Origin of the sequence: Streptomyces flavalbus (assembly GCF_042674625.1) — a bacterium.
GTDB lineage: Bacteria > Actinomycetota > Actinomycetes > Streptomycetales > Streptomycetaceae > Streptomyces > Streptomyces flavalbus.
This window is the reverse complement of the sequence record NZ_JBHTEB010000001.1, coordinates 3,546,470-3,572,148: the sequence shown is the minus strand read 5'-3', so window position 1 is coordinate 3,572,148 and position 25,679 is coordinate 3,546,470. Positions and strand designations below refer to the sequence as shown.

Sequence of the window (25,679 nt, the reverse complement as noted above, 5' to 3'; positions counted from 1 at the left end):
TCAGCGCCCCTCGAAGCGGGGGGTGCGGCGCGCCGTGAAGGCCGTGAGGCCCTCGACCCGATCGCGGGGCACGTCAGCGCATGGGCGCTACCCCGGGGCGGGCTAGCCGCATGGCCCTCACCCCGGGGCGCGTCAGTGGCGACCGTGTTCCCGGGGCGCGTCAGCCGCGCGACCGTCACCCCACCACCCGGGACACCTTCCCGCCCATCCTCCGTGTCACCGACTTGGCGATCTTCTCCGCGTCGATCGCCATCTCCCGGAACATGCCGCTGATCGGGTTGGTGAAGCCGGTGAAGTACAGGCCGGGGGCGTTGTCGGGGGTGCGGGCGCCGTGCACGACCGGTCGGCCGCGGGCGTCGAGGACGCCGAGGTGGCCGACGAGCGGCTCCAGGCCACGGACGTAGCCGGTCGCCGCGATGACGGCGTCAGGGGCGACGCGGTCACCGTCGGCGAGGACGACCTTGCCGTCCTCGAACCCCTCCACGGCGGCCACCACCTCCACCCGTCCGGCCCGCACCGCGTCCACCAGGCCGACGTCCTGCACCGGGATCGCGCCCTCGCGGACCCGGCTGTAGAGGCCGGTGTCGGGCCGCGGCAGCCCGTGCGCCGACAGGTCCGGCACGCTCAGCCGGGCCACCGGGCGGGCCAGCCGGTCGACCAGGCGGACCGGGAGGCGCCGGATGAGGACGGCGGTGTACTGGGCGGCCCACCCGGCGGTGGACCGGCGCACGATGTGCGGGGTGGTGCGGACGGCCAGCCGCACCCGCGACGCCCCGCCCTCCACCAGGTCGACGGCGATCTCCGCGCCGGTGTTGCCGACCCCGACGACCAGCACGTCACGGCCCGCGTAGGGCTCGGCGTTGCGGTAGTGCGCGGCGTGCACCAGGTCGCCGGTGTAGGTGTCGCGGCCGGGCCAGTCGGGGACGCGGGGCGTGTGGTTGAAGCCGGTCGCCACGACCACCGCGCCGCCGGTCAGCTCCCGCCCGCCGGTGGCGTGCAGCAGCCAGCCGGTGCCGTCGGGCGCCCGGTCGACGCGGGACACCTCGACACCGGTCACGATCTCCAGCTTGTGGTGCTCGGCGTACTTCTCCAGGTAGCGGACGACGTTGTCCCGGGAGACCCAGCGGCCGAAGCGGCGCGGCATCGGCAGACCGGGCAGGGCGGACAGCCGCCGGGTGGTGTGCAGGTGCAGCCGGTCGTAGTGGCCGCGCCAGGACGCGCCGACGCGGTCGGCCTTCTCCAGGACGACCGCGCGTATGCCCTCGGCGCGCAGCGCGTAGGCGGCGGCGAGTCCGCCCGGACCGCCGCCTATGACGTACACGGGCCGGTCTGCGGGGGGAGGTGTGGAGGAGTGGGCCATGGGCGCGAGCGTAATCCCATGCCGTGTTGTTGGGTCTCGGTCAAGACCGGAATTGGTTGCGGATCGATCACGGGTGTGTGGGTCGTGTGCGGACGCGTCAGTCATGGACCCCATGGAGACGACGTGGCTCACCGGCGCCGAATGGTTCGCCGTCCTGCGGATCACGTCGGAGACGCGAGTGCCGGCCCTCGGCCTCGGCCCCGTCGATGTTCCGGCAGACGTGGTCCCCCGCGCCTACCGGAGATCGTGGAGCGCGCACCGGCGCGCCCGCGGGCCGGGCTGGCCCTGACCGTCGCCTTACGGGACGGAATCCCCGTCTTCCGCCCCGCGCCGTAGACCGCGACCCGCCCGTCCAGCCCATGTGAAGTCGGCGCGCCGACGCGTTTCAATGGCCGGATGGCCCACCGCATAGTCACCCCGACCCGCCCCCGCGCCCCCCACCCCGAACCGCACGGACACGGGCTGCGCCTGTGCCGCTGGGACGCGGACTCCGACACCGACGTGGCGGACTGGCTGCGCGGGCTGCTCGACCCCGAGTTCCAGCGCTGGAACACCCCCGTGCTCCCGATCACCGACCTCGACTCCGCCCGCGCCTCCCTGCGCTCCAAGAGGCAGCAGGAGACCGACGGCACCGGCGCGTCCTTCCGGATCACGGACGCGGCGACGGGTACGACCCTGGGGCACATCGGCGTCAACGAGATCAACCACGCCCTGCGCACCGCCCGCGTCGGCTACTGGATACTCCCCGAGGCCCGCGGCCACCGCGTCGCCACCCGCGCCCTCGCCCTCGCCGCCGACTGGGCCCTCACCGACCTCGGCCTGCACCGCCTGGAACTGGGCCACGCCGTCGGCCACGACGCGTCCTGCCGGGTCGCCGAGCGGTGCGGCTTCCGGTACGAGGGGACCCTGCGCGACGCGATGTGGGAGGCCCAGGACCGCGACGCCTTCCGCGACGTCCACCTCCACGCCCGCCTGGCCACGGACGCGCCGCCGACCCTCTGACCCCGGCGGCCCCGCCCCCTCACGGCCACAACAGCTCACGGACCCAGCCCGCACCCCCCTCCCCCCTGCGGTAGCGCACCCGCACGTGCCGCCGCTCCCCGTCCCCCTGGAAGAACTCCACCGCGTCCGGGCGCACCCGGTACAGCGTCCAGGTGGGAACGGGGGCGTCCGGTTCCCGCCGGGCGCGTTCCCAGGCGGCCCGTGAGGCGTGCTCCAGATCGTCGTACGACGGCAGGACCTCGCTCTGGTGGCCGGTGAGCGCCGCCGCCAGGGCGCCCGTCGAGCGGGCGTGCAGGTCGGCGGCGCTCTCGGTGGCCGGGGCGGCCGTGACCGGACCCCGGACGCGCACCTGGCGGCCCAGTACGGGCCAGTAGAAGCCGAGCGCGGCGTACGGGCGGGCGGTGAGCTGGCGGCCCTTGGCGCTGCTGGCGTGGGTCGCGAAGGCCCAGCCCTCCCGGTCGGCGCCGTGCAGCATCACCGTCCGTACGTCCGGGAGGCCCGAGGCGTCGGAGGTGGCCAGGGACATGGTGTGCGGCTCGGGCTGCCCCGCCGTCACCGCGTCCGCGAACCACGCCGTGAAGAGGGCGAGGGGGTCGGCGGGCGCGGTCGCGGGGTCGAACACGGGCAGCTCGGTGATCTCGGGGTCCCAGACGCGCAGGGACCTCAACAGCACCGCCAGATCCGTCGTATCCGTGGGATCGGTAGTCATGCCCCGATTGTCAGGCCCCGGCCGGACTCAGAAGGTGCCGAGGTCCGAGCCCACCCAGCGCTCCGGGCGCATGTGGTGGATGATCGTGTCGGCGTGTTCCTTCGCGTTCGAGGTGTACTCGACGTACGCCTCGACCTTCTCGGCGGCCATGTAGCGGCTGGCCATCTCCCGGACGTGTTCCGAGTAGCCGGTGTAGCTGTCGACGATGGGGCCCTCGACGGACACGTAGCGCACGGAGGGCTGAAGCCGGTCCACCATGAGGGTGATCCGGCCCGACTTGCTGATGAGCTGGTTCTTGCGGGACTTGCGGCCGGTCATGAACCAAACGTCGCCGCCAGGCGTGTACTTGTACCAGATGGGAACGGTGAGCGGGGCCCGGTCCGGCCCCGCGTAGACGGAGAGTGCCGCGATATGCGGCTGGGCTAAAAACTCCTCGCGTTCTTCGCGCGTCAGGGCCACTGCGGTCTCCTTCGGTCGATGATGCGCCGGAAAACGGAGCGTGGGGGAGGTTACGGGGCGAGCGGGCATCGCGCGCCCCGCGGAGCGCCCCCGAACCGTGCTCCGTGCATACGGCGGGGACACAACGCCAGGAACGCGACGCCGGAAACCGAACGCCCACTGGCCCCGCCCCCTTCACGTCCCCTCACCCCGCCCCCAGCACCACCGTCCCCGACGAGCAGAACCAGCCACCCGTCCCCGACGCCACCGCCAGCCGTCTGCCGTACCGGTCACCAGCGTCATGTACGCGCAGGCGTCGTGGACATGGGCGAAGTCCGTCTCCTCCGGCCGCACCCCGGCCCGCGCGACAGCGAGCGGGTGAGGCGGCAGGGTGCTGCCCAGCACGGCGCTGCTACCGGGCCTCGCACGGGAACCGAGGGGATGACGCACAACAGGCGGCGACCCACGCCAGGGTGGGCCACCGCCTGCGGTACAGGACAGGACTCTCGCGGATCAGGAGCGCCGGGCTACCTCGTCGGCTTCTTGCCAGTGATCCCCAGGTACACCAACAACGCCAGATTCGGCTTCAGTTCCGCCTGCTTCACACCCCACGACGTGAAGCCCTTCTGGTGCGAGGCCACCGCCGCGAGCATCGCGACCAGGGAACCGGCGATCGCGGCCGGGTTCACGTCCTTGTCGACCCTGCCCTTGGACTGCAACTCGGCGACCGCGTCCGCGAGGGAGCTGTTCACGGAGTTGAGGATCTTCGTCCGGAGCTTGTAGAACCGCTTGTCGCCCTCGGCCGCGCCGAGGTCCACGACGCGCAGGATGGCCTCGTTCTTCCGCCAGAACTCCAGGAACGCGTCGACCAGTTCCTGAGCGGTCTGCCACCCGGCCTTGCCGACCCAGGAGCGCCCTTGGACGACCTCGGTCAAACCGGCGCCCTCGGCGGCCATTTGCTCGGCGATCTCAAGGACGGCGCCCTCGACGTCCGGGAAGTACTGATAGAACGTCGCGGGCGAAGTCCCCGCCTTGCGGGCGACGTCGATGACTTTGACGTCGCGGTACGGAGAGGAGCTGAGCATCTCGCTGAGGCAGTCGAGCAGCTTCTGCCGCGTCGCCTGCCCACGCCGACCGGCCACGCGGCCGTCGACGGTACGCACTTGTCCTGTCATGCCGTCAGCTTACCGACGGGTGATCTGAGCGCTATTCGGCCGAGTGCAAATGGGGTGCGCCCGGCTCCGACGGGTGGTGTGCCTGGTAGGCGGGGTGCGCGCCGGGCCGTTACGTTGACGACATGGCCGAAAACAGGGCATCTGCCACCGAAGAGACGTACCCCGAGGGCGTCCCCTGCTGGCTGGACGCGCAGCTCGCCGACGTGGCGGCGGGACAGCGGTTCTACGGTGGGCTCTTCGGGTGGACCTTCGAGGAGTCGTACGGCGGCACGGTGTGGGCGTACGCCGAGGGGGAGCCGGTGGCCGCGCTCGCCCAGAAGGCGGACGGACGGCTGCCCACCGTGTGGACGGTGTACTTCGCCACCCCCGACGCCGACGCCCTGACCCGGCGGATCCACGCCGCGGGCGGCCAGATCGTCACGCACCCGATGCCGCTCGGCGACCTGGGCACCGCCGCCCTCGCCACCGACCCCGAGGGCGCCGTCTTCGGCCTCTGGCAGCCGGGCACCCACGCGGGCTTCGGGCGCCGTCACGAACCGGGCACGTTCGTGTGGGCCGAGCTGTACGCCCGGGACACCGCCGCCGCCAACGCCTTCTACGGCGGCCTCTTCCCCGACGCCCTCTTCGGGCCCGGCGCCGAGCCCGACTTCGGGCGGGCGCCGCTGGCCGACGTCTTCCCCGCCGAGATGCCGCCGCACTTCCTGATCCACTTCCGGGTGCCGGACTGCGCGGCGGCGCTGGCGGACGTGGTCCGGCTCGGCGGGCGGGTACAGGCTGATCCGCTCACCACCTCGTATGGGACCGTGGGCCTGGTGAGCGACGACCAGGGGGCGTCGTTCGCGGTCCTGGAGCGCTGAACTGCCACCCTATGGTGCTGTCTGGGTGAGACATCCCCATTCGTCACCGGGTTCGCAACCTGCGCCCCGGCCAGGAAGAATCGGGGTGCGTGCCGCCATGGCGGTGCGGTGGTGAGACGCTGCACGGGGCGGCTCGTACGGGGAGGTGGCAGGCAAGTGGTGGATCAGCTGACGCAGCACGATCCGCGGCGGATCGGGCCGTTCGAGGTGCTGGGACGGCTCGGCGCCGGCGGCATGGGGCTGGTCTATCTCGCGCGCTCGGCGTCCGGACGGCGCGTGGCGATCAAGACGGTGCGCACCGAGCTGGCGGAGGACCAGCTCTTCCGGGTCCGCTTCACCCGCGAGGTGGAGGCGGCCCGCGCGGTCTCCGGCTTCTACACGGCGGCCGTCGTCGACGCCGACCCGCGCGCCGCGGTGCCGTGGCTGGCCACCGCGTACGTGCCCGCGCCCTCCCTGGAAGAAATAGTGAACGACTGCGGACCGCTGCCCGCCCAGGCGGTGCGCTGGCTGGCCGCGGGCGTCGCCGAGGCGCTCCAGTCGATCCACGGCGCCGGACTGGTCCACCGCGACCTGAAGCCGTCCAACGTCCTCGTCGTCGAGGACGGCCCCCGGGTGATCGACTTCGGGATCGCCTCCGGGGTCTCCAACACCCGGCTGACCATGACGAACGTCGCCGTCGGCACCCCCGCCTACATGTCCCCGGAGCAGGCCAAGGACTCGCGCAGCGTGACCGGCGCCTCCGACGTCTTCTCCCTCGGCTCCACCCTCGTCTTCGCCGCCACCGGCCACCCGCCCTTCCACGGCGCCAACCCGGTCGAGACGGTCTTCATGCTGCTGCGCGAGGGCCCCGACCTGGAGGGCCTCCCGGACGAGCTGCGCCCGCTGATCGAGTCCTGTATGCAGATGGACGCCGGGGCCCGCCCCACCCCCGCCGACCTCCAGGCCCAGCTCGCCCCCCACCTCTTCGGCTCCGGCTCCGACGACAGCGGTACGGCGTCGGCGTGGCTGCCGGGCAAGGCGGTCGCCCTGATCGAGTCCCGCCGCGGTGGACGGCTCCCCGCGCCGAAGCCCGCCCACGGCCACGGCAGCGGCGGGCACGGCGGCGGCGGTCACGGCGGCGGCCACGGTGGCGGTCACGGCGGTGGGCACCACGCCGGTGGCCGGGGCGGCGGCCGACCGCACGTCCCGCCCCCGCCCCCGCACGACCCCGTCGTCCCGCCGCCGCCCACCGCCCCGCCCGTCCCGGCGCCCGTCCCGGCGCCCGTGCCCGCGCCGGTCGGCGCCCCCGACGGCGGCCCGGTCCGGCTGGCCGGGGCCCGCGTGCCCATCGGCCCCGGCCCGCGCGTCGCCGACGTCCGCGCCGCCGCCCTCCAGGCACCCCCGCCCGAGGCGGGCCTCGCCGCGTCCTGGTCCAAGCCGCGCCCCGGCGTCAACGGCGCCGACGCGGCCCTGCCCGGCGCCGCCGACCGCACCGCGCCCGCGCCCGTGGCGGCGCCCGACCCGGGGGCGACCGGCTGGCGCCCCTGGCGGTTCCGCATGTCCAACGACGTCTGGGGCACCCCGGCCGTCGCCGCCGACCTCGTCTACGTCACCTCCTTCGAGGTGCACGCCCTCGACGTGGCGACCGGCCGACGGCGCTTCAAGACCCGCGACGTCGCCTGGTCCATGGCCGTCGCGGACGGCCGCATCCACGCCTCCGACGGGCCCACGCTGTACGCCCTCGACGCCCGCGAGGGCACCGACCTGTGGCGGCTGTCCACGGACGCGTGGGTGTACTGCCTCAAGGCCGACCGGGGCACCGTCGTCACCGGCACCCGCGGCGGCGGCGTCCAGGCGTGGGAGGCGTCCAGCGGGCAGAAGCTGTGGGAGGTCAGCGGCTGCCAGACCGACTTCGAGACCCCGGAGGCCGGACCCGCCCTGCACGACGGCACCGTCTACGTCTGGCAGGACGCCCGGCTGCGCGCCCTGGACGCCCGCACCGGCGACGAGCGCTGGTCCTACCCGATCGGCGACGCCGCCTCCTGCGGCGGGGTACCGGTACGGGTCAGCCCCGCGTCCGACGGCCACGTCTACGTCTGCGCGGGCACCCGCGTCATCGCCGCCGACGTCGCCACCGGCCACGTCCGCTGGCACTTCGAGGCGCCCGCGGTCTTCCTCTCCCCGCCGACCTTCGTCCCCGGCCCCGCGGTCACCGGCGGCGGCGTCTACCTCGCCGACTACCTCGGCACCGTCTACGCCCTCGACGCCACCGACGGACGCGACCGCTGGCGCATCGCCACCGAGGCCCGCTCCGCGACCGACCCGGTGCTGGTCGCCGCGGGCCACGTCCACGTCGGCAGCGGCACCGGGCTCTACACCCTGGACGCCGTGACCGGCACGCCCAAGTGGCGCTTCCAGGCGGGCGGCGACATCGTCGGCGCGCCCGCGGTGGCCGAGGGCCGCATCCACTTCGGCTCCACCGACCACCTCCTCTACACCCTCAAGGCCGACGACGGCCGACTCCGCTGGAAGCTCGCCACCGGCGGCGAGATCACCGGCTCCCCGGTGGTGCGGGACGGCATCGTGTACGCGTGCAGCAAGGACCGCTGCGTGTACGCCCTGGACGCCGAGAAGGGCACGGGCACGGCACGCGCCTGACCGGCCGGACGAAGGCGTGGGACGGCCGTCGCACCGGCGTACGGAAGGGGCCCGGACGGCGGCCGTCCTCCCTGACCGTACGCCGGGTACGGACCGGTCGCCATGCGGTGACATGACCGTGACAGGCGACTGGCTAGGGTGTGGGCCATGCAGATTCGGGGGAGCGCACTCAAGCTCACGGCGGTGTCGGCGTTGGTGGTCCTGGCCCTGACGGGCTTCTCGACGGGCCGCGGCCACCGCTCCGGCGGCGACTCGGACGGCGGCGGCTGCAGCAGCTCAAGCCAGAACCACGACAGCTCGTCGGTGGGCAAGTACGATGATGACGACGACTACGACGACGGCTACGGCGGCGGATACGACAGCGACGGCAGCGGCAGTTCGGGCTCCGACTCCGGCAGCGGCCAGAGCGGTACGACCCTGGAGGCGGCCACCGTCGAGCTGGTCACCTGCGCCACACCGGACCAGCCGTACGCCACCGTCGAGGTCACCAACCCCAACAGCACGGAAGGCGTGTTCGACGTCACCGTGGGCTTCGAGGACGCCGCGGCCACCGAGATCACCACCCAGCACAAGGTGACCAGGGTCCCCGCGTACGACACGGTGACCGTCCAGGTCGACCTCGGCAGCGGCGAGTCACGGGCCGCCGACGTCGACCACTGCGAGGCCGCCGAACTGGCCCCCGCGACCGTCTGATCACCGGGTACGGAACCCCACGCGGCGGTCCCCGTCAACGCCATCCCGGCCGCCGTCACCAGGGACTCGTACGCGCTGACCCTCCCGTAGGTGGTGTGCGGGCCGAAGAAGCCGCGGACAGTGTGCGGGAAGGAGGTGATCGGCCCTTTTGGCTCACGCCCAGCCCGCCTCTCCTCAGGAGTGAGGATGGTGTTCGTCCGTCCTGGTCAGGAGGGCGTGGGTCAAAGGGGCCAATCACCCCCCACCGGGCCGGAAGCCGCTGAGCCAGCCCGGCGTGCTGGCGAGGCGCGGACGCGCCCCTCAGCCCCGGCCCACTACGCACCCCACCTGAAGGGACAACGGACCTGGGGCCCCCGCCTTTTCCGGGCCGTCCGCTCGCTTCTTACCCGTGCTGGAGCGGGCCGGGGTCAAGGGTGGCCCGCTAGGGCCATCGCCGAAGGCGACGCGACCGTAGGGAGCGCCCTTGAGGCCGGGCCGTGGAAGTACGACCCTGGCAAAGAAGCGGGCGGCCCCAACGGCACCCTCTCCAGCAGGCGTCGCACAGATGCCCTCCCCCTCCCCTACCTCCAGCACTCCGCCCACAGCAGCTTGCCGACCTCAGGGGTGCCCAGGCCGTGCGGTGTTGCCGCGCCCCACGTGTCCGCGCAGGACTGGACGAGGGGGATGCCTCGGCCGTTCTCGGCGTCGGGGGGTGGGGTGGGGGTGCGGGCGTCGGAGAAGGCGGGCGGTACCTGGGGGTCCGTGTCCCAGACCGCCACGCGGAGGCGGTCCGGTGCCGTCGAGCGGACACGGAGGGCGTACGGGCCCTTGGTGTGGCAGTGGGAGTTGGCCAGGAGTTCCGCCGCGACGAGTTCCGCCGTGGGGGCGAGGTCGGGCATCTCGTGTGCGGCGAGGATCAGTCTCAGGGTGGCCCTGGCGATACCCGGTGCGCGTGGATCGTGCGGAAGATGAAGGGTGTACTTCCACGACGGGGATACGGTGACCATCGGAAGTCTCCGTTCGCTGAAGGGGTGTTGGACAGATGCCTGGTGTCTCTGCCGCGGCGTCCCACGGTGCGCTTCCAGGCGAGGCGCCTGAGGATGACCATAAGGGCTGGGCAAATACCATTTGCGGGCTCCCGGGATACTTCGGTCAGCTTCCCTCATGTGAGTGACGCGCTATAGGAACGCATGTCCAGGAGGGGTTCACGTGCCCGCAAGACCACCGCTGACGGCACGCCGCCTGCGGCTCGCCGCAGAGTTGCGCAAGATGCGGGAGCGCGCGGGGATGACGGCCACCGAGGCCGCGCGCACGCTGGGCACCAGCCAAGGTCAGCTCAGCAACGTGGAGTCGGGACGGTTCGGGGTGAGCCCCGAGCGGATCCGGGCGCTGGCGCGTATCTACTCTTGCCCTGACCAGGCGTTCATCGACGCCTTGGTCACGATGGCGACCGACAGGAACCCCGGCTGGTGGGAGACGTACCGCGAGGTGCTGCCCTCAGGGCTTCTCGACCTCGCCGAGCTGGAGCACCACGCAATCGCCGTACGCACGGCGTACACCGCCCATATGCCCGGACTGCTCCAGACCGCAGATCACGCACGCGAGATTTTCCGCCAGATCATCCCGGCGCCCACGGCGCCCGAGGTCGAGCACCGGGTGTCCCATCGCGTCAAGCGTCAGGGAATCCTCTACGGGGACACTCCGACGCCGTACCGGACCACTGTGCACGAAGCCGCCCTGCACATGCGGGTTGGCGGGCGGAAGGTATCGCTTGCCCAGTTGCGGCACCTACTCGACATGAGCGAACGCGACCACATCACGATTCGCGTGCTGCCCTTCGACGTGGGCGCCTTCCCCGGTTCCGGCCAGTCGATCAACTACCTCTACGGATCCGTGCCCCAACTCGACACGGCACAACTGGACCAGTTCCACGGGCCCGTGCTGCTGGACGCCGAGTCACTTCTGGACAAGTACCGACACCTTCTCGACATCGTGGAAACCGCCGCACTCAGCCCGGCACAGTCCCGGGATCTCATCCACTCCATCGTCCGAACCCTGTGAGGGAGCCGACATGACCCCGCACCGCTGGCAGAAGTCGTCCTATTGCCAGGAAGGCGACGCCTGCGTCCACATAGCCGCCGCCCCCGACGCCATCCACTTCACCGACCGCCCCGAGCCACCCCATCCCACCCTCACCCTCACCCCCACCGCGTTCCGCACCTTCCTCCGCGCGCTGAAGGGCCAACACCTCACCCCCCGTTGACCCCCACACGCACCCCCGCCAAATCCGCCACCACCGCCGCGTGGTCCGAAGGCCACACCCCGTCCACGGGACCGTCGCACGCTCGCCGTGCGGTGCGGACGTGGCCGATGCCGTCGGGGCCGGGTGGGGCGACGTGGATGTAGTCGATGCGGACGCTGGGGCTGTGGGTCTCGGCGACGTAGGGGTTGGTGGCGTCCCAGGTGGCGGAGGGGGCCGTCGGGGTGGCGTACTCCCAGGCGTCGAGGAAGACCTGGCCCGGCACGGCGGGGGCGGTACGGGTGCCGCTGAAGGCGCGGACCTCGTCGGAGTCGGGCCAGGCGTTGAAGTCGCCGGTGACGACGGGCGGGAAGCGCGTGCCGCCCCGGTACTCGGCGACGAAGCGCGCGATCGCCGCCACCTGCGCGCACCGTACCGCCGACGCGTGCACCGCCGACGTCAGGTGGGCGGTGAAGAAGGGGATGTCCGCTCCGGGCGCCGCCAGTCGGGCGTACAGGGCGAGGCGGCCGTCGTCGAGGTCGGCGGGGACGGGCAGCGGCAGGACCGCCTGTTCCGTCACCGGCCAGCGGCTCAGGACCGCGTTGCCGACGTCCACCGGCGCGCCGCCGATCCGCCGCCGCCACCGCTCGGGGCGTTGGGAGGGGGCCCAGGCCCAGTACATGCCGAGTTCCCCGGCCAGCCACTCGGCGAGGTTCTCCCCACCGGCCGCCCACACCTCCTGGAGGCCGACGACATCGGGCCGTACCTCACGCAGCGCCGTGAGGATGGCCTTCTGGCGCGTCTCCCAGGGGCCGAACCGCCACCACAGATTCCAGGTCATCACCCGCACCGCAGCCACCTGCCTCCGTCAGCGTGCGCAGGGGACCATTAGAGCAACAGCGACCGCCCCACGTCGCATCAGACCGGCAGTCAGACCGTTAGGAGCGCGCACCCATGAGCCGCCTCACCGACGTCCGTTTCCGCGCCGCCACCGCCTTCCAGCGGTACGTCGCCAACCCCCTCACGCGCCGACTGCCCGGTCACACCCTCATCGAGACCACGGGGCGTGTCTCGGGGCTGCCCCGCCGTACGCCCGTGGGCGGGCGGCGGGTCGGGGACGCGTTCTGGCTGGTGTCGGAGTTCGGCGGGCGGTCGCAGTACATTCGCAACATCGAGGCCGACCCCCGGGTACGGGTGCGGCTCCACGGACGCTGGTACACCGGCACCGCCCACCTCCTCCCCGATGACGACCCGGTCGCCCGGACGCGGAGCCTGCCGCGGTTCAACAGCGCCGCCGTGCGGGCGCTCGGCACCGACCTGCTGACCGTACGCGTGGACCTCGATCGGTTGTGAGGGGGTCACCGCACCCCCGCCACGCCAGCACCCGCCTGACGGGCCGTCAGCTCCAGTCGTCGCCGTATGCGCGCGAGGTGTGCTCCTGCCGTGTACTCCTTGTGAACCCCCGCCGATCGCCTGTGATCGCCATCTCCCCCGGCTGACGCATCCGGCATCCACAAGGCAAACTGACCTAGTTGTTGGGGATGTCTAGGGGGACGGGCATGGACGGAGTACCGCGCGCACCGCGGACGTCGCACGTACCGCGGGTACCGGAGCAGCGGCGTCCGGACGAGTCGGCGGAGCCGCCCGTGACCTGGCGCTTCAGCGTGCTCGGCCCGGTGCGCGCCCGGCGCGGCGACCAGCCGCTGGCCACCGGCTCCCCCCAGCAGCGCGCCCTGCTGGCCGCGCTCCTGCTCCGCGAGGGCCGCACCGCGACCGCCGCGGAACTCATCGACGCCCTGTGGGGCGACGAACCGCCCTCCCAGGCGTTGGCGGCCCTGCGCACCTACGCCTCCCGGCTGCGGAAGGTGCTCGACGCCGGGGTGCTGGTCAGCGAGTCCGGCGGGTACGCCGTGCGCGGGCTGGCGCGGGGGGCGCTGGACCTCGCGGAGGCGCAGGACCTGGCGGCCGAGGCGGAGAAGGCCCGCGCCGCGGGCGACCTGTGCCACGCCCGCGACCTGCTCGGCCGCGCCCTCGCCCTCTGGGACGGGGAGGCGCTGGCGGGCGTACCCGGCCCGTACGCGGAGGCCCAGCGGGTACGGCTGGAGGAGTGGCGCCTCCAACTCCTCGAAACCCGCCTCGACATGGACCTGGAGCAGGGCTGCCACGCCGAGGCGGTCTCCGAGCTGACCGCCCTGACCGCCGCCCACCCCCTACGGGAGCGGCTCCGGGAACTGCTGATGCTGGCCCTGTACCGCAGCGGGCGCCAGGCGGAGGCCCTCGCGGTGTACGCCGACACGCGCCGCCTCCTCGCCGACGAACTCGGCGTCGACCCGCGCCCCGGCCTGCGCGACCTCCAGCAGCGCATCCTCCAGGCCGACCCGGGCCTGGCGGAGCCCTCGGCCCCGGTCGCGGAACCCCCGGCGACCCCGGTCCGCCCGGCCCAGCTCCCCGCCTCCGTCCCCGACTTCACCGGCCGCGCCTCCTTCGTCGCCGAGCTGAGCGAGGTGCTGGCGTCGGCGGAGGGCGGGGTGATGGCCGTCTCCGCCGTGGCGGGCATCGGCGGCGTGGGCAAGACGACGCTGGCGGTGCACGTCGCCCACGGCGCGCGTCCCGCGTTTCCCGACGGCCAGCTCTACGTCGACCTCCAGGGGGCGGGCCCGCGGGCGGCGGAACCGGTGACGGTCCTCGGCGCCTTCCTGCGCGCCCTCGGTATGGCGGACTCCGCGATCCCGGACTCGCTGGAGGAGCGCGCGGCCCTGTACCGCTCGGTCCTCTCCGGCCGCCGTGTCCTGGTCCTGCTGGACAACGCCCGCGACGCCGCGCAGGTACGGCCGCTGCTCCCGGGGACGGAGGGCTGCGCGGCCCTCGTCACCTCCCGGGTGCGGATGGTCGACCTCGCGGGCGCGCACCTGGTCGACCTGGACGTGATGTCGCCGGACGAGGCGCTGGCGCTCTTCACGAAGATCGTCGGCGAGGAGCGGGTCGCGTCGGAGCGGAAGGCCGCCCTCGATGTGGTCGCGGCCTGCGGCTTCCTGCCGCTCGCCATCCGCATCGCCGCCTCCCGCCTCGCCGCCCGCCGCACCTGGACGGTCTCCGTCCTCGCGGCCAAGCTGGCCGACGAACGCCGCCGCCTCGACGAACTCCAGGCGGGCGACCTGGCCGTGAAGGCCACCTTCGAACTCGGCTACGGCGCCCTCGACGCCGCCCAGGCCCGCGCCTTCCGCCTCCTCGGCCTGGCCGACGGCCCGGACCTCTCCCTCCCCGCGGCGGCGGCGGTCCTCGACCTCCCGGCGGAGGACACGGAGGACCTCCTCGAATCCCTCGTCGACACCAGCCTCCTGGAGTCCGCCGCCCCCGGCCGCTACCGCTTCCACGACCTCGTCCGCCTCTACGCCCGCTCCTGCGCCGAACGCGACGAACAACCCCCCACGGAACGCGAGGCGGCCCTCTCCCGCCTCCTCGACTTCTACCTCTCGACGGCGTCCCGCGTGTACGCGATCGAACGCCCCGGCGACCGCCTGGTCGACCACCTGGCACCCACGGCCTACCCCGGCCTGGACTTCGCCGACCGCGGCGCGGCCCGCGACTGGCTCTACACGGAGGCCAACTGCCTGCTGGCGCTGGCCCAGCAGTCCGCCGACCGGCCCGACTCCCTCAGCCGGGCCATCGACCTCCTCTGGGCCGCCCTCGACATCTCCGAGTCCGGGGCCAACTCCAGGGAGTACGAGACCACCGCGAAGGTGCTGTTGCAGTCGGCGCGGCGGCTCGGCAGGCCGGGCATGGAGGCACGGGCGCTGATGACGCTCGCGCACGCGCACGTGGACGGCGGCCGGTTCGACACGGCTGACCGGGCCGCCGAGGACGTCATCCGGCTCGCGCACGAGGCGGACGACCTCCTCCCCGCCTGCTGGGCCCGTAACGCCCGGGGCATCATCGCCCTCTACCAGAACCGCAACGCCGACGGTGAGGAGCACCTCTCCGAGGCCATCCAGCACTTCCGGACCCTGGGTGACCGTCCGGGCGAGGCCAGCGCCCTGTGCAACCTCTCCCGCATCCACCTCGCGACCGGCCTCACCCAGAGCGCCGTCACGCTCGCCCAGCAGGGCATGGAGATCTACGACGCCATGGGCAACTCCATGCGCGGGGCCAACGGCCGCTACGCGCTGGGCATGGCCCTGACCCAGAGCGGCGAACTGGACGCGGCGGCCGAGCGTCTCCTGGAGGCGCTGAAGGTGTTCCGCGAGAGCCGTCAACGGCTCTGGGAGGGCATGACCCTCTTCCGCCTCGCCGAGGTCGACATCGCCGCCCACCGCTACGCCCAGGCCGCGACCAACGCCGAGATGGCGCTCACCGTGCTGAGGGGCATCGGCGGCGAGTGGCGGCGCGGCAACGTCCTCACCGTCCTCGGCCACGCGCTCACCGGCTTCGGACACGTGGGCCGCGCGCAGGTGTGCTGGCGTGAGGCGCTGCGGATCTACGAGGAGTTGGACGCGCCCGAGGCGGCGACGGTCCGCGAACTGCTCAGCCCGGTACGGGCCGTCTGAGGTCCGGTGCGGGGCGCCTGAAGTCCGGTGCGGGGCCGTTCATCATTCGTTTATCGCCGCCAGCCATGCTCGTCGCAGTCGATCCGTCGCGTCGGGGGGCAGACGGGTCGCCACGGTGGGCCTCGCACTGACGAACTAGGGTGAGCGCCCGAGATGGGCCCGTCCGGCCACACATCGGGGGAGTGACCGGACGGGCCTCGCCGACCTACTGACGTACGAACCAAGTGGAGCAGAGCCCATGAGCGACAAGTCGGTCACCAAGCCCGAGGACATGCACGCCACCGGCACGACGGACACCGAGGCCGCGGCCGACGACGTCAAGACCACCGACGGCGACGCCACCACCGAGGACATGCACGCCACCGGCGAGCCCGTCACCACCCTGGACATGCACGCCACGTCGGAGCCCTTCAAGCCGACGAAGTAGGCGTCCCCGACCGGGGGCACGGCCGCGGCGGCGCGGAGGGGGATCCGCCGCGGCCGACGTCCCCGGCGGCCGGTCCGACGACACCCGGGAGTTATCCACAGGGGAGTGGGACTTACCCACAGGCCGAGCGGACCTTCGGCCACCTCCGGCAACCTGGGGTGGTGGGGAACGGGGAGCGGGGGAAACGAGCCGACGTGGCCGCACTGGCCACGTCGGCTCCACTCGTGTCACTGGCCAGGGGCGGCATCCTGCTCACCTCCCGCGCCCTGCGCGCCGGTTGGCCCCGAAGCACCCTCACCCGCACCCTGCGCGCCGAGGGATGGACATCCGTCCGCAACGGCGCCTGGGCCGAACCGGGCCACGCACCCGACCTCCTCACCCGCCTCCGCACCGAGCAACTCATCGAGCCCCGCCTCATCGTGAGCCACCGCTCCGCGGCCGCACTCTGGCTGATCGAGACACTCACCCCACGCTCAGCCCCGCCCCTCGACTTCATCGACCCCCACCTCGGCCGCCGTCCCAAGGCGGAAGGCGTCCGCGTCCACCGGCTCCCCCTCCTCCCCCAGGACGTCACGGAACGCCGGGGCCTCCGCGTCACAACCCCGGCCCGCACCCTCGCCGACCTCCTGCGCACCGGCCCCCGCGACGAAGCCCTCGTCGCCGTGGACTCCGCCCTCTCCCGACGCAGAGTCGGCAACGTCCGACGCGCTCCCCTCACGACCCCGCCCGCCCTCACCACCGCCCTCGACACCAACGCCCGAGGCGCGGCCCGAGCACGCACCTGGCTGGAACTGGCCGACCCGGGCGCGGGCTCCCCCGCGGAGACCATCGCCCGCCTGCGCATGTACGACGCCGACCTGCACCCCGAATCCCAGGCCGAACTGCACACCCCCGACGGCCGACGCCGGTTCCTGGACTTCCTCTTCCGCGCCGAGGGCCTGGGCGTGGAGATCGAGGGCTACGCCTACCACGGCACCCGCGCCGCCCACCGCGACGACGTGGCCCGCTTCAACCAGCTCCAACAGTGCCCCGAGATCCGCACCCTCCTCCGCTTCACCGCCGAGGACGTCTTCCACCGCCCCGCCCAGATAATCGCCCAGATCGAACTCATACTGACGGGACTTAGGTGACTGGGTGGGTGGGCGCGCGGGTGGGACTTGGGGGGCATGTTCACGGGTTGCCGTGGGGGCCGCCCGCTTCTTTTGCCAGGGTCGTGCTTCCGCGGCCCGGCCTCAAGGGCGCTCCCTACGGTCGCGTCGGCTGCGCCGATCGGCCTGCGGCCGACCCTTGACCCCGGCCCGCTCCAGCACGGGTGAGAAGCGCGCGGACGGCCCGGAAAAGGCGGGGGGCCCGGGCCTGTGGGTCCCTTGGGTGGGCTCCACGTGTGCGTGGGTGCGGGGGCGCGCTGGCGCCTCGCCTGCACGCCGGGCTGGCTCAGCGGCTTGCGGCCCGGTGGGGGGAGGGAGGGAGAGAAGGAGAGGGGCTCGTGTCAAGAGGCGGGCGGTGATTGGCCCCTTTGACCCACACCCCTCTGGGAAGAAAGGGTCAGAGCGTGAGCCAAAGGCACCAATCACCCCCTCCCCGCACACTCCTGAGGCCCATGTGACAGCAGAGGCAAGCCCTCGCCCTCCTCTACTCCCTCGGCTTCCTCGCCCCCTCCCCCCACCGGGCCGCAAGCCGCTAAGCCCACCCGGCGTGCAGGCGAGGCGCCGACGCGCCCCTCAGCCCCGGCCCACTACGCACCCCACCTGAAGGGACAACAGACCTGGGCCCCCGTTTTTCCGGGCCGTCCGCTCGCTTCTTACCCGTGCTGGAGCGGACCGGGGTCAAGGGTCGGCCGCAGGCCGATCGGCGCAGCCGACGCGGAGCGACAGCGGAGCGCCCTTGAGGCCGGGCCGTGGAAGCACGACCCTGGCGAAAGAAGCGGGCGGCCCCGACGGTGAGTTGGAATCAAGGGGGTGACGTGCCGGAGGTCTGTCACCTAGCTGCGGCCCCCCTCGCCCTCGCCCTGGTCCTCACCCTCGCCCTGGTCATTCCGACCAGTTGGTATGGACAGATTTCCGCCCTCGCGGTACAACCGACACCATGCGCATCGCCGTGACGATCTTTCTCACCGACGAGACGATTACCCCTGCCCGGCTCGCTCGTGAGCTGGAGGAGCGGGGGTTTGCCGGGCTGTATCTGCCTGAGCACACGCACATTCCCGTGGAGCGGGCCACGCCGTACCCGGCGGGGGGTGAGCTGCCGCGGGAGTACGGGCGTACGCTCGACCCCTTCGTCGCGCTCGGGCAGGCCGCCGCCGTCACCGAGCGGCTTGGGGTCGGGACCGGGATTGCGCTGGTCGCCCAGCGTGATCCGATCGACCTGGCCAAGCAGATCGCCACGCTGGATCACCTGTCGGGCGGGCGGTTCACCCTCGGGCTCGGGTTCGGGTGGAACGTCGAGGAGGCCGACGACCACGGGGTCGAGTGGCGTACGCGGCGGGAGCTCGTGCGGGAGAGGGTGGCCCTCATGCGGGCGTTGTGGGCTGAGGAGCCCACGGCGTACGAGGGCGAGTTCGGCGGTGTGCGGGCCAGTTACGCCTACCCCAAGCCCGTGCAGAAGCCGCGTGGGCCGGTCAGTGGGCCGCGGACGCTGGTCGGTGGGGCGGCGGGGCCGAAGTTGTTCGCGCACGTCTGTGAGTACGCCGACGGGTGGCTGCCGATCGGTGGGCGCGGGCTGTCGGAGTCGCTGCCGGTGCTGCGCGCGGCCTGGGCCGACGCGGGCCGGGACCCGGCGGCGCTCCAGGTGGTGCCGTACGCCGTCCAGCCCACGCCGGGCAAGCTCGCGCACTTCGCCGACCTCGGGATCGAGGAGGTCGTGGCGCAGTTGCCGCCGGGTGGGGAGGCGGAGGTGCTGAGGGCGTTGGACGCCCTCCAGGCCCACCTGTCCTGATCGCCGCTCAGCCACCCCTCGTACCCTCCGTATCCTCGAAGGATGACGACTTCCGCGACTCCCGGACCCGGCTCACCCGAGCGCCGCCCCGGCGGTACCGGCCCGACCGCGAACTCCATGCGTCGCGCCCTCAAACGGGCCCGTGACGGCGTCGCCCTGGACGTCGCCGAGGCGGCCGTGCTGCTCCAGGCCCGCGGTGCGGACCTCGACGACCTCGCCGCGTCCGCCGCCCGGGTGCGGGACGCCGGGCTCGAACAGGCGGGGCGGCCGGGGGTCATCACGTACTCCAAGAGCGTCTTCGTGCCGTTGACCCGGCTCTGTCGGGACAAGTGTCACTACTGCACCTTCGTCACCGTTCCGGGGAAGCTGCGTCGTGCCGGGCACGGGATGTTCATGTCGCCGGACGAGGTGCTCGACGTCGCCCGGCGCGGTGCCGCCCTCGGCTGCAAGGAGGCCCTCATCACCCTCGGCGACAAGCCCGAGGAGCGGTGGCCGGAGGCGCGGGAGTGGCTGGACGCGCACGGGTACGACGACACCATCGCGTATGTGCGGGCCATTTCCGTGCGGATTCTGGAGGAGACCGGGCTTCTTCCTCATCTCAACCCCGGCGTGATGTCCTGGACCGACTTCCAGCGGCTCAAGCCCGTCGCGCCGTCCATGGGCATGATGCTGGAGACCACCGCCACGCGACTCTGGTCGGAGCCCGGCGGGCCGCACTACGGCTCACCGGACAAGGAACCGGCGGTGCGGCTGCGGGTGTTGGAGGACGCCGGGCGGTCGTCGGTGCCGTTCACCTCCGGGATTCTCATAGGCATCGGGGAGACGTACGAGGAGCGCGCGGAGTCGCTGTTCGCGCTGCGCCGGGTGTCCCGCGCCTACCACGGCATCCAGGAGCTGATCATCCAGAACTTCCGCGCCAAGCCGGACACCGCGATGCGCGGGATGCCGGACGCGGAGCTGGACGAACTCGTCGCCACGGTCGCCGTCGCCCGGCACCTGCTCGGGCCGTCCGCCTGCCTCCAGGCCCCGCCCAACCTGGTGGACGCCGAGTACGGGCGGCTGATCGGCGCGGGGATCGACGACTGGGGTGGTGTCTCGCCGGTCACCATCGATCACGTGAATCCCGAGCGGCCCTGGCCGCGGATCGAGGAGTTGGCGGAGCGGTCGCGGGCGGCTGGGTTCGAGCTGCGGGAGCGGCTCTGTGTGTATCCCGAGTTCGTGGTGCGGGGGGAGCCGTGGCTCGATCCGCGGCTGCGGCCGCACGTCGCCGCCCTCGCCGACCCGGTGACCGGGCTCGCCGTGCCGGACGCCGTGGTCGAGGGGCGGCCCTGGCAGGAGCCGGAGGAGGCGTTCGTCGCGGCGGGGCGTACCGATCTGCACGCCACCATCGACACCGAGGGCCGTACCTCCGACCGGCGCGACGACTTCGACGAGGTGTACGGCGACTGGGGTGCCCTGCGGGAGGCCGCCGCCCCCGGGATGGCGCCCGAGCGGGTCGACGCCGACGTGCGGGAGGCCCTCGCCACCGCCGCCGACGACCCGACCCGGCTCACCGACGAGCAGGCGCTCGCCCTGCTGCACGCGGACGGGCCCGCGCTGGACGCGCTCTGCCAGGTCGCGGACGACGTGCGCAAGTCGGTCGTCGGGGACGAGGTGACGTACATCGTCACCCGGAACATCAACTTCACCAATGTCTGCTACACCGGCTGCCGTTTCTGCGCCTTCGCCCAGCGGCGCACCGACGCCGACGCCTACACGCTCTCCCTCGACCAGGTCGCTGACCGGGCGCAGCAGGCGTGGGAGGTGGGCGCGGTGGAGGTGTGTATGCAGGGCGGTATCCATCCCGACCTGCCGGGGACGGCGTACTTCGACATCGCGCGGGCCGTGAAGGAGCGGGTGCCCGGGATGCACGTGCACGCGTTCTCCCCGATGGAGGTCGTGAACGGCGCGACCCGTACGGGTATGTCCGTGCGGGAGTGGTTGACGGCGGCGAAGGAGGCCGGGCTCGACTCGATTCCGGGGACCGCCGCGGAGATCCTCGACGACGAGGTCCGGTGGGTGCTGACCAAGGGGAAGCTGCCCGCCGCCACCTGGATCGACGTGGTGACCACCGCGCACGAGCTGGGCATCCGGTCGTCGTCGACGATGATGTACGGCCATGTCGACCAGCCCCGGCACTGGCTCGGCCACCTGCGCACGCTCGCCGGGATACAGCAGCGCACGGGCGGGTTCACGGAGTTCGTGACGTTGCCGTTCATCCACACCAACGCGCCCGTCTACCTGGCCGGGATCGCCCGCCCGGGGCCGTCGGTGCGGGACAACCGGGCGGTGACGGCGATGGCGCGGCTGCTGCTCCACCCGTACATCCCGAACATCCAGACGAGCTGGGTGAAGCTGGGGACGGAGGGGGCGGCGGAGATGCTGCGGTCCGGTGCGAACGACCTGGGGGGTACGTTGATGGAGGAGACCATCTCGCGGATGGCTGGCTCCGCCTACGGGTCGTACAAGTCGGTTCGTGACCTGGTCGCGGTGGCGGAGGCGGCGGGGCGTCCGGCCCGGCCGCGGACCACGCTCTACGGCGAGGTGCCGGAGGAGCGGCAGCGGGTGGCGCGGGAGTCGGACGGGCACCTGCCCGAGCTGCTGCCGGTGCTGGACTGAGCACACCGCGCAGTACGATGATCCGACACCCGGTACCGGGTCGGAGACTGAGGAGATGCGTGCCGTGCCAGCCCGACGGATTCCCTCCTGGGCCTGGGTCAGCGGCCTGACGGCAGGGGCGATCGTTGCGGTCGCCGTGCTGGCCGTCCAGGCCGAGGGGGGCCCGCAGCCGACCGCCGCCGCCAGCCCCCGCCCCACGGCCTCGGCGTCGGCGGACGCCAAGCCCTCCGCGAGCCCCACGGACACCGCCCCGGTGGCGGTGCCGGACGACTCCGGCACCGGGCGCCGTATCGTCTACTCGCTCGGTGCGAAGCGGGTGTGGCTGGTCGACGCGAGCGACGCGACCCGGCGGACGTTCGCCGTCTGGCCGGGCACGGTCAGCCCGGACCCCGGGAGCTACGCGGTGTCCTCCCGCAACGAGGGCACCACCGGCTCGGACGGGGTGGAGATCGAGCACATCGTCTACTTCACCGCCAAGTCCGGCGTCTCCATCGCCTTCTCCAACGCCCTCGACGGCTCCTCGCCCCCGCCGCCCGCCCAGGGCACGCAGACCGGCGGCATCCGGACGCGCGTGGCGGACGGGGACGCCCTGTGGGCGTTCGGTACGGCGGGGACGACGGTCGTGGTGGTCGAGTAGGGCCTCGTCAGTCGGTGCTGGTGCTGGTGCTGGTGCTGGTGCTGGTGCCGGTGCCGGTGCGGGGCGTCGCCTGGACCGCCAGGAGGGTCACGCCGCCCAGGACGAACACCCGGAGCGCCGCGTCGAGGCCGTTCCAGTCCTCCGACTGCCACATGGCGAACCACTCCCCGCCGATCGCCATGAACCCGGCGCCGAACAGGAGCAGCACCATCAGCAGGCCGTAGGTGGCCAGGCGCCGGGCGGTGGCGGGGCTGCGGCGGGCCCACAGCCAGGTCGCGGCGAGCAGCAGCAGGGCGGTGACGGTCTCCCACGCGATGATCGCCACGTAGGCGGTGTCCTGGAGCCAGCGGGTGGTGACGGCGCGCCACATCAGGTCGTCGTCCTTGAAGGTGGTGTCCATGGCCAGGACATGGCGGACGAACTGCTGGTTGGTGCCGAAGTCGGTGATGTTGCCGAAGGCCACGAGGGTCATGTAGAGCGCGACGGTCGCGGTGAGGACGGCCGCGGCGAGGGGGGTCGTTCGCGAGGAAGTGGTCATGACACTCATCTTTCCCGCTGGCCCCAGGGTCCCCGTGCGCATTGAGCCACCACCTGTCATTGTTCGATTACAGTGCTGAACTGGCGTACGGAGTACGGACAGACGGACGGTGCCTGGGAGGTCTGGGTGGGCGCGACAGCCGGTGCCGTCTGGGGGCGGGCCGAGCAGCAGGACTTCCGGAGCCGGGTGCGCGGGACGCTGCTCGGGGCGGCGATCGGGGACGCGCTCGGGGCGCCGGTCAACGGGCTGGGCCTGGTCGGGATACGGGACGCGCACGGCCCGGAGGGCGTCGTGGACCTGTCGCCCGCCTACGGTCGGCGCGGTGCCGTCACGCACCTCACCCAGCTCACCCTGTTCTCCGTGGACGGCCTGATCCGCGCTCAGGTACGCCGGGACACCGGCGCCTGGCACCCGCCGACGGACGTGCACCGGGCGTATCTGCGGTGGGCGGCGACGCAGCGGGACTGGGGGCCGGACGAGCGGCGCAAGGACGACGGCTGGCTGGCGCGCGAGGAGTGGCTGTACGCCCGGCGCGACCCGACCCGGACGCTGCTGATGGGGCTCGGCGACGACACCATGGGCACGCTGGAGGTGCCGAAGAACCCGAGGGCGGCCGGGCCGGAGGCCGCTGCCCGGTCGGCGCCGTTCGGGCTGCTGGTCGGCTGGGAGCCGCAGCTCGTCGTGCAGTTGGCGGTGGAGTGCGCCGCGCAGACCCACGGCCACCCGACCGCCTGCCTCGCGGCGGGCGCGTACGCGGTGATCGTGCACGGGCTGGCGTTGGGCGAAGGGCTGGACGGCGCCGTACAGCGGGCGCTGGGGCTGCTGGCCGCGCGGCCGGGGCAGGAGCCGGTCGCGGACGCCCTGCAGCAGGCGCTCGGCGCGGTGCGGCAGGGGCTGCCGAGCCCGGGGCGGGTGGCGGAGCTGGCGGGGGAGGGGACGGCGGACCAGGTGGTGTCGGCGGCCGTGTACTGCGCCTTCGTCGGGGACGACGTACGGCAGGGGCTGCGGCTCGCCGTCAACCAGGACGGGCCCTCGGCCGCCACCGCCGCCCTCACCGGGGGTCTGCTCGGCGCCCTGTACGGCGAGACGGCCCTCCCCCCGGCCTGGCTGGCCGAGCTGGAGGGCCGTCCGACGATCCTGGAACTGGCCGACGACTTCGCCATGGAGATGACCCAGGGGCCCGCCCTGCACGGGCCCGCGGGCGCGGCCCCCGGGTGGCTGGCGCGGTACCCGAGGGCCACCTGAGCGTCGTCAGTCCTTGACCGTCGGGCGCAGTGCCTCCTGCGCCTGCGCCGCCGGTTCGGTCGTGGGGAGCGGGAGCGCCGCCGCGTCGTCGCCGTCCGTGTTGACGCTGTCGATGACCGCGAGCCGCTCGGGGGTGTCCTCCGGCTTCAGGTAGCCGATGAGGACGTAGAGGACCAGGGAGACGGCGAGCGGGATGGAGACCTGGTACTGGAGCGGGACGCCGCCGTCGACGTTCCAGTTGATCGGGTAGTTCACCAGCCAGAAGGCGAGCAGGCCCAGCGCCCAGCTCGTCAGCGCCGCGGTGGGTCCGGAGCGGCGGAACGGGCGCAGCAGGCCCAGCATCATCGGGATGGCGATCGGGCCCATCAGACCGGCCACCCACTTGATGACCACGGTGATGATGTCCTTGAACGTGGGCGAGTTGACCTGGGTCGCCACCGCCATGGAGAGCGCGAGGAAGACGACGGTCGTCAGCCGGGCCGCGACCAGGCCGGAGCGGTCGCTCCAGGTGCGCGCCCTCGCCGAGAGGACCGGGGCGACGTCCCGGGTGAAGACGGCGGCGATGGCGTTGGCGTCGGAGGAGCACATCGCCATGGTGTGCGAGAAGAAGCCGACGATGACCAGGCCGAGCAGGCCGTGCGGGAGGAGCTGTTCGGTCATCAGGGCGTAGGAGTCGGAGCCGTCGCCCTTCTCGGAGGTCACCAGCAGCGGCGACATCCACATGGGGAAGAACAGCACCAGCGGCCAGACCAGCCACAGCGCCGCCGAGAGGCGGGCGGAGCGCTCGGCCTCCTTGGCGGTGGGGGTGGCCATGTAGCGCTGGGCCTGGTTGAGCATCCCGCCGTTGTACTCGAAGAGCTTGATGAAGAGGAACGCGAGGAGGAAGACGGTGCCGTAGGGGCCGACCAGGGGCTTCGCGTGGCCGTCGAGGGCCGGTTCGTCCCAGACGCCGAAGAAGCCGCCGTGGTCGCCGATCTCGATCAGGACGGCGACGAACATGGCGAGTCCGGCGAGGAGCTGGATGACGAACTGGCCGAGTTCGGTGAGCGCGTCCGCCCACAGGCCGCCGATGGTGCAGTAGATGCCGGTGACGACGCCGGTGATGAGGATGCCCTGGTTCAGGGAGACGCCGGTGAAGACGGAGAGCAGGGTGGCGATCGCCGCCCACTTCGCGCCCACGTCCACGATCTTCAGCAGCATCCCGGACCAGGCCAGCGCCTGCTGGGTGCGGAGGTCGTAGCGGTTCTTGAGGTATTCCAGCGGGGAGGCCACGTGGAGCCGGGAGCGCAGCCGGTTGATGCGCGGCGCGAACAGCTTGGAGCCGATGGCGATGCCCAGGGCGATCGGGAAGGACCACGTCACGAAGGACGTCACGCCGTAGGTGTAGGCGATCCCGGCGTAGCCGGTGAACATCACCGCGCTGTAGCCCGACATGTGGTGGGAGATGCCGGAGAGCCACCAGGGCATCTTTCCGCCCGCCGTGAAGAAGTCGCTGACGTTGTCCACGCGTTTGTGGGACCAGACGCCGATCGCGACCATCACACCGAAGTAGCCGATGAGTACGGCCCAGTCGAGACTGTTCATGCGCCACCCTTCAACGGTCCGCC

Annotated in this window: 22 protein-coding genes and 1 pseudogene; 14 read left to right on the top strand and 9 right to left on the bottom strand. The window is 72.7% G+C overall.

Annotation, left to right across the window (positions count from 1 at the left end):
- Nucleotides 1-175 precede the first annotated feature (175 nt).
- On the bottom strand, nt 176-1,360 hold the full coding sequence (locus ACFQZ6_RS15895; RefSeq protein WP_381609184.1) for a flavin-containing monooxygenase: 1,185 nt from the start codon (nt 1,358-1,360) through the stop codon (nt 176-178).
- A 396-nt stretch (nt 1,361-1,756) separates the two neighbouring features.
- Between ACFQZ6_RS15895 and ACFQZ6_RS15890 the strand changes: the two genes are divergently transcribed.
- On the top strand, nt 1,757-2,362 hold the full coding sequence (locus ACFQZ6_RS15890; protein ID WP_381609181.1) for a GNAT family N-acetyltransferase: 606 nt from the start codon (nt 1,757-1,759) through the stop codon (nt 2,360-2,362).
- A gap of 19 nt (nt 2,363-2,381) precedes the next feature.
- On the opposite strand, the gene ACFQZ6_RS15885 is transcribed toward ACFQZ6_RS15890, so the two are convergent.
- From ACFQZ6_RS15885 to ACFQZ6_RS15870, 4 genes and pseudogenes are all read right to left on the bottom strand, one after another.
- Entirely contained in the window at nt 2,382-3,071 is a 690-nt protein-coding gene (locus ACFQZ6_RS15885; protein ID WP_381609178.1) for a pyridoxine/pyridoxamine 5'-phosphate oxidase, read from the bottom strand.
- A 27-nt stretch (nt 3,072-3,098) separates the two neighbouring features.
- Nucleotides 3,099-3,530 carry a pyridoxamine 5'-phosphate oxidase family protein gene (locus ACFQZ6_RS15880; RefSeq protein WP_381609175.1) on the bottom strand — a complete coding sequence of 144 codons (432 nt, stop codon included), beginning with the start codon at nt 3,528-3,530 and terminating at the stop codon, nt 3,099-3,101.
- A 184-nt stretch (nt 3,531-3,714) separates the two neighbouring features.
- A pseudogene (locus ACFQZ6_RS15875) lies at nt 3,715-3,828 on the bottom strand (acetyl-CoA acetyltransferase); the annotation flags it as partial.
- Nucleotides 3,829-4,036: 208 nt separating this feature from the next.
- Complete coding sequence (locus tag ACFQZ6_RS15870) at nt 4,037-4,672, bottom strand: TetR family transcriptional regulator (RefSeq protein ID WP_381618341.1); 636 nt, start codon at nt 4,670-4,672, stop codon at nt 4,037-4,039.
- A 134-nt stretch (nt 4,673-4,806) separates the two neighbouring features.
- Here ACFQZ6_RS15870 and ACFQZ6_RS15865 point away from each other — a divergent pair, with 134 nt between their 5' ends.
- The 3 genes from ACFQZ6_RS15865 (at nt 4,807) to ACFQZ6_RS15855 (ending at nt 8,871) form a co-directional block, all read left to right on the top strand.
- Nucleotides 4,807-5,541, top strand: coding sequence for a VOC family protein (locus ACFQZ6_RS15865; RefSeq protein ID WP_381609172.1), 735 nt, complete (start codon nt 4,807-4,809; stop codon nt 5,539-5,541).
- A 156-nt stretch (nt 5,542-5,697) separates the two neighbouring features.
- On the top strand, nt 5,698-8,178 hold the full coding sequence (locus tag ACFQZ6_RS15860) for an outer membrane protein assembly factor BamB family protein (RefSeq protein ID WP_381609169.1): 2,481 nt from the start codon (nt 5,698-5,700) through the stop codon (nt 8,176-8,178).
- A gap of 147 nt (nt 8,179-8,325) precedes the next feature.
- Entirely contained in the window at nt 8,326-8,871 is a 546-nt protein-coding gene (locus tag ACFQZ6_RS15855) for a hypothetical protein (RefSeq protein ID WP_381609167.1), read from the top strand.
- Between the two features lie 560 nt (nt 8,872-9,431).
- Here the strand turns inward: ACFQZ6_RS15855 and ACFQZ6_RS15850 are convergent.
- Nucleotides 9,432-9,857: an ATP-binding protein gene (locus tag ACFQZ6_RS15850; RefSeq protein ID WP_381609164.1), complete on the bottom strand. Its 426-nt coding sequence runs from the start codon at nt 9,855-9,857 to the stop codon at nt 9,432-9,434.
- Between the two features lie 202 nt (nt 9,858-10,059).
- Between ACFQZ6_RS15850 and ACFQZ6_RS15845 the strand changes: the two genes are divergently transcribed.
- Both ACFQZ6_RS15845 and ACFQZ6_RS15840 read left to right on the top strand, forming a co-directional pair.
- Entirely contained in the window at nt 10,060-10,911 is an 852-nt protein-coding gene (locus ACFQZ6_RS15845) for a helix-turn-helix domain-containing protein (protein ID WP_381609161.1), read from the top strand.
- Nucleotides 10,912-10,921: 10 nt separating this feature from the next.
- A complete protein-coding gene (locus ACFQZ6_RS15840) occupies nt 10,922-11,113 on the top strand; it encodes a DUF397 domain-containing protein (protein WP_381609158.1) in 192 nt (63 codons plus the stop codon).
- Here ACFQZ6_RS15840 and ACFQZ6_RS15835 read toward each other — a convergent pair.
- Nucleotides 11,100-11,939, bottom strand: coding sequence for an endonuclease/exonuclease/phosphatase family protein (locus ACFQZ6_RS15835; RefSeq protein WP_381618338.1), 840 nt, complete (start codon nt 11,937-11,939; stop codon nt 11,100-11,102). The genes ACFQZ6_RS15840 and ACFQZ6_RS15835 overlap by 14 nt on opposite strands.
- A 104-nt stretch (nt 11,940-12,043) precedes the next feature.
- On the opposite strand from ACFQZ6_RS15835, the gene ACFQZ6_RS15830 reads away from it, so the two are divergent.
- From ACFQZ6_RS15830 to ACFQZ6_RS15800, 7 genes are all read left to right on the top strand, one after another.
- Nucleotides 12,044-12,442 carry a nitroreductase/quinone reductase family protein gene (locus tag ACFQZ6_RS15830; RefSeq protein WP_381609155.1) on the top strand — a complete coding sequence of 133 codons (399 nt, stop codon included), beginning with the start codon at nt 12,044-12,046 and terminating at the stop codon, nt 12,440-12,442.
- 206 nt (nt 12,443-12,648) lie between these two features.
- The gene (locus tag ACFQZ6_RS15825) at nt 12,649-15,633 is read left to right on the top strand and encodes an AfsR/SARP family transcriptional regulator (protein WP_381609152.1); all 2,985 of its coding nucleotides are present in this window, start codon (nt 12,649-12,651) and stop codon (nt 15,631-15,633) included.
- A 238-nt stretch (nt 15,634-15,871) separates the two neighbouring features.
- The gene (locus ACFQZ6_RS15820; RefSeq protein WP_381609150.1) at nt 15,872-16,060 is read left to right on the top strand and encodes a hypothetical protein; all 189 of its coding nucleotides are present in this window, start codon (nt 15,872-15,874) and stop codon (nt 16,058-16,060) included.
- 224 nt (nt 16,061-16,284) lie between these two features.
- On the top strand, nt 16,285-17,190 hold the full coding sequence (locus ACFQZ6_RS15815) for a hypothetical protein (protein WP_381609147.1): 906 nt from the start codon (nt 16,285-16,287) through the stop codon (nt 17,188-17,190).
- A 955-nt stretch (nt 17,191-18,145) separates the two neighbouring features.
- Nucleotides 18,146-18,994 carry an LLM class F420-dependent oxidoreductase gene (locus tag ACFQZ6_RS15810; protein ID WP_381609144.1) on the top strand — a complete coding sequence of 283 codons (849 nt, stop codon included), beginning with the start codon at nt 18,146-18,148 and terminating at the stop codon, nt 18,992-18,994.
- A 42-nt stretch (nt 18,995-19,036) separates the two neighbouring features.
- On the top strand, nt 19,037-21,652 hold the full coding sequence (locus ACFQZ6_RS15805; protein WP_381609141.1) for a bifunctional FO biosynthesis protein CofGH: 2,616 nt from the start codon (nt 19,037-19,039) through the stop codon (nt 21,650-21,652).
- Between the two features lie 55 nt (nt 21,653-21,707).
- Nucleotides 21,708-22,289, top strand: coding sequence for a hypothetical protein (locus ACFQZ6_RS15800; protein WP_381609138.1), 582 nt, complete (start codon nt 21,708-21,710; stop codon nt 22,287-22,289).
- A gap of 7 nt (nt 22,290-22,296) precedes the next feature.
- Here ACFQZ6_RS15800 and ACFQZ6_RS15795 read toward each other — a convergent pair whose 3' ends face one another.
- Nucleotides 22,297-22,827 carry a DUF2165 domain-containing protein gene (locus ACFQZ6_RS15795; RefSeq protein ID WP_381609135.1) on the bottom strand — a complete coding sequence of 177 codons (531 nt, stop codon included), beginning with the start codon at nt 22,825-22,827 and terminating at the stop codon, nt 22,297-22,299.
- A 126-nt stretch (nt 22,828-22,953) separates the two neighbouring features.
- On the opposite strand from ACFQZ6_RS15795, the gene ACFQZ6_RS15790 reads away from it, so the two are divergent.
- Nucleotides 22,954-24,072 carry an ADP-ribosylglycohydrolase family protein gene (locus tag ACFQZ6_RS15790; RefSeq protein ID WP_381609132.1) on the top strand — a complete coding sequence of 373 codons (1,119 nt, stop codon included), beginning with the start codon at nt 22,954-22,956 and terminating at the stop codon, nt 24,070-24,072.
- 6 nt (nt 24,073-24,078) lie between these two features.
- Here ACFQZ6_RS15790 and ACFQZ6_RS15785 read toward each other — a convergent pair whose 3' ends face one another.
- Nucleotides 24,079-25,656 carry a sodium:solute symporter family protein gene (locus ACFQZ6_RS15785; RefSeq protein WP_381609129.1) on the bottom strand — a complete coding sequence of 526 codons (1,578 nt, stop codon included), beginning with the start codon at nt 25,654-25,656 and terminating at the stop codon, nt 24,079-24,081.
- Nucleotides 25,657-25,679: the final 23 nt, after the last annotated feature.

Bases quoted from the DNA above. Each gene is read 5' to 3' on its own strand.
- ACFQZ6_RS15895 (WP_381609184.1), bottom strand. From the start codon at position 1,360: ATGGCCCACTCCTCCACACCTCCCCCCGCAGACCGGCCCGTGTACGTC.
- ACFQZ6_RS15890 (WP_381609181.1), top strand. From the start codon at position 1,757: ATGGCCCACCGCATAGTCACCCCGACCCGCCCCCGCGCCCCCCACCCC.
- ACFQZ6_RS15885 (WP_381609178.1), bottom strand. From the start codon at position 3,071: ATGACTACCGATCCCACGGATACGACGGATCTGGCGGTGCTGTTGAGG.
- ACFQZ6_RS15865 (WP_381609172.1), top strand. From the start codon at position 4,807: ATGGCCGAAAACAGGGCATCTGCCACCGAAGAGACGTACCCCGAGGGC.
- ACFQZ6_RS15855 (WP_381609167.1), top strand. From the start codon at position 8,326: ATGCAGATTCGGGGGAGCGCACTCAAGCTCACGGCGGTGTCGGCGTTG.
- ACFQZ6_RS15850 (WP_381609164.1), bottom strand. From the start codon at position 9,857: ATGGTCACCGTATCCCCGTCGTGGAAGTACACCCTTCATCTTCCGCAC.
- ACFQZ6_RS15840 (WP_381609158.1), top strand. From the start codon at position 10,922: ATGACCCCGCACCGCTGGCAGAAGTCGTCCTATTGCCAGGAAGGCGAC.
- ACFQZ6_RS15830 (WP_381609155.1), top strand. From the start codon at position 12,044: ATGAGCCGCCTCACCGACGTCCGTTTCCGCGCCGCCACCGCCTTCCAG.
- ACFQZ6_RS15825 (WP_381609152.1), top strand. From the start codon at position 12,649: ATGGACGGAGTACCGCGCGCACCGCGGACGTCGCACGTACCGCGGGTA.
- ACFQZ6_RS15820 (WP_381609150.1), top strand. From the start codon at position 15,872: ATGAGCGACAAGTCGGTCACCAAGCCCGAGGACATGCACGCCACCGGC.
- ACFQZ6_RS15810 (WP_381609144.1), top strand. From the start codon at position 18,146: ATGCGCATCGCCGTGACGATCTTTCTCACCGACGAGACGATTACCCCT.
- ACFQZ6_RS15805 (WP_381609141.1), top strand. From the start codon at position 19,037: ATGACGACTTCCGCGACTCCCGGACCCGGCTCACCCGAGCGCCGCCCC.
- ACFQZ6_RS15800 (WP_381609138.1), top strand. From the start codon at position 21,708: ATGCGTGCCGTGCCAGCCCGACGGATTCCCTCCTGGGCCTGGGTCAGC.
- ACFQZ6_RS15795 (WP_381609135.1), bottom strand. From the start codon at position 22,827: ATGACCACTTCCTCGCGAACGACCCCCCTCGCCGCGGCCGTCCTCACC.
- ACFQZ6_RS15785 (WP_381609129.1), bottom strand. From the start codon at position 25,656: ATGAACAGTCTCGACTGGGCCGTACTCATCGGCTACTTCGGTGTGATG.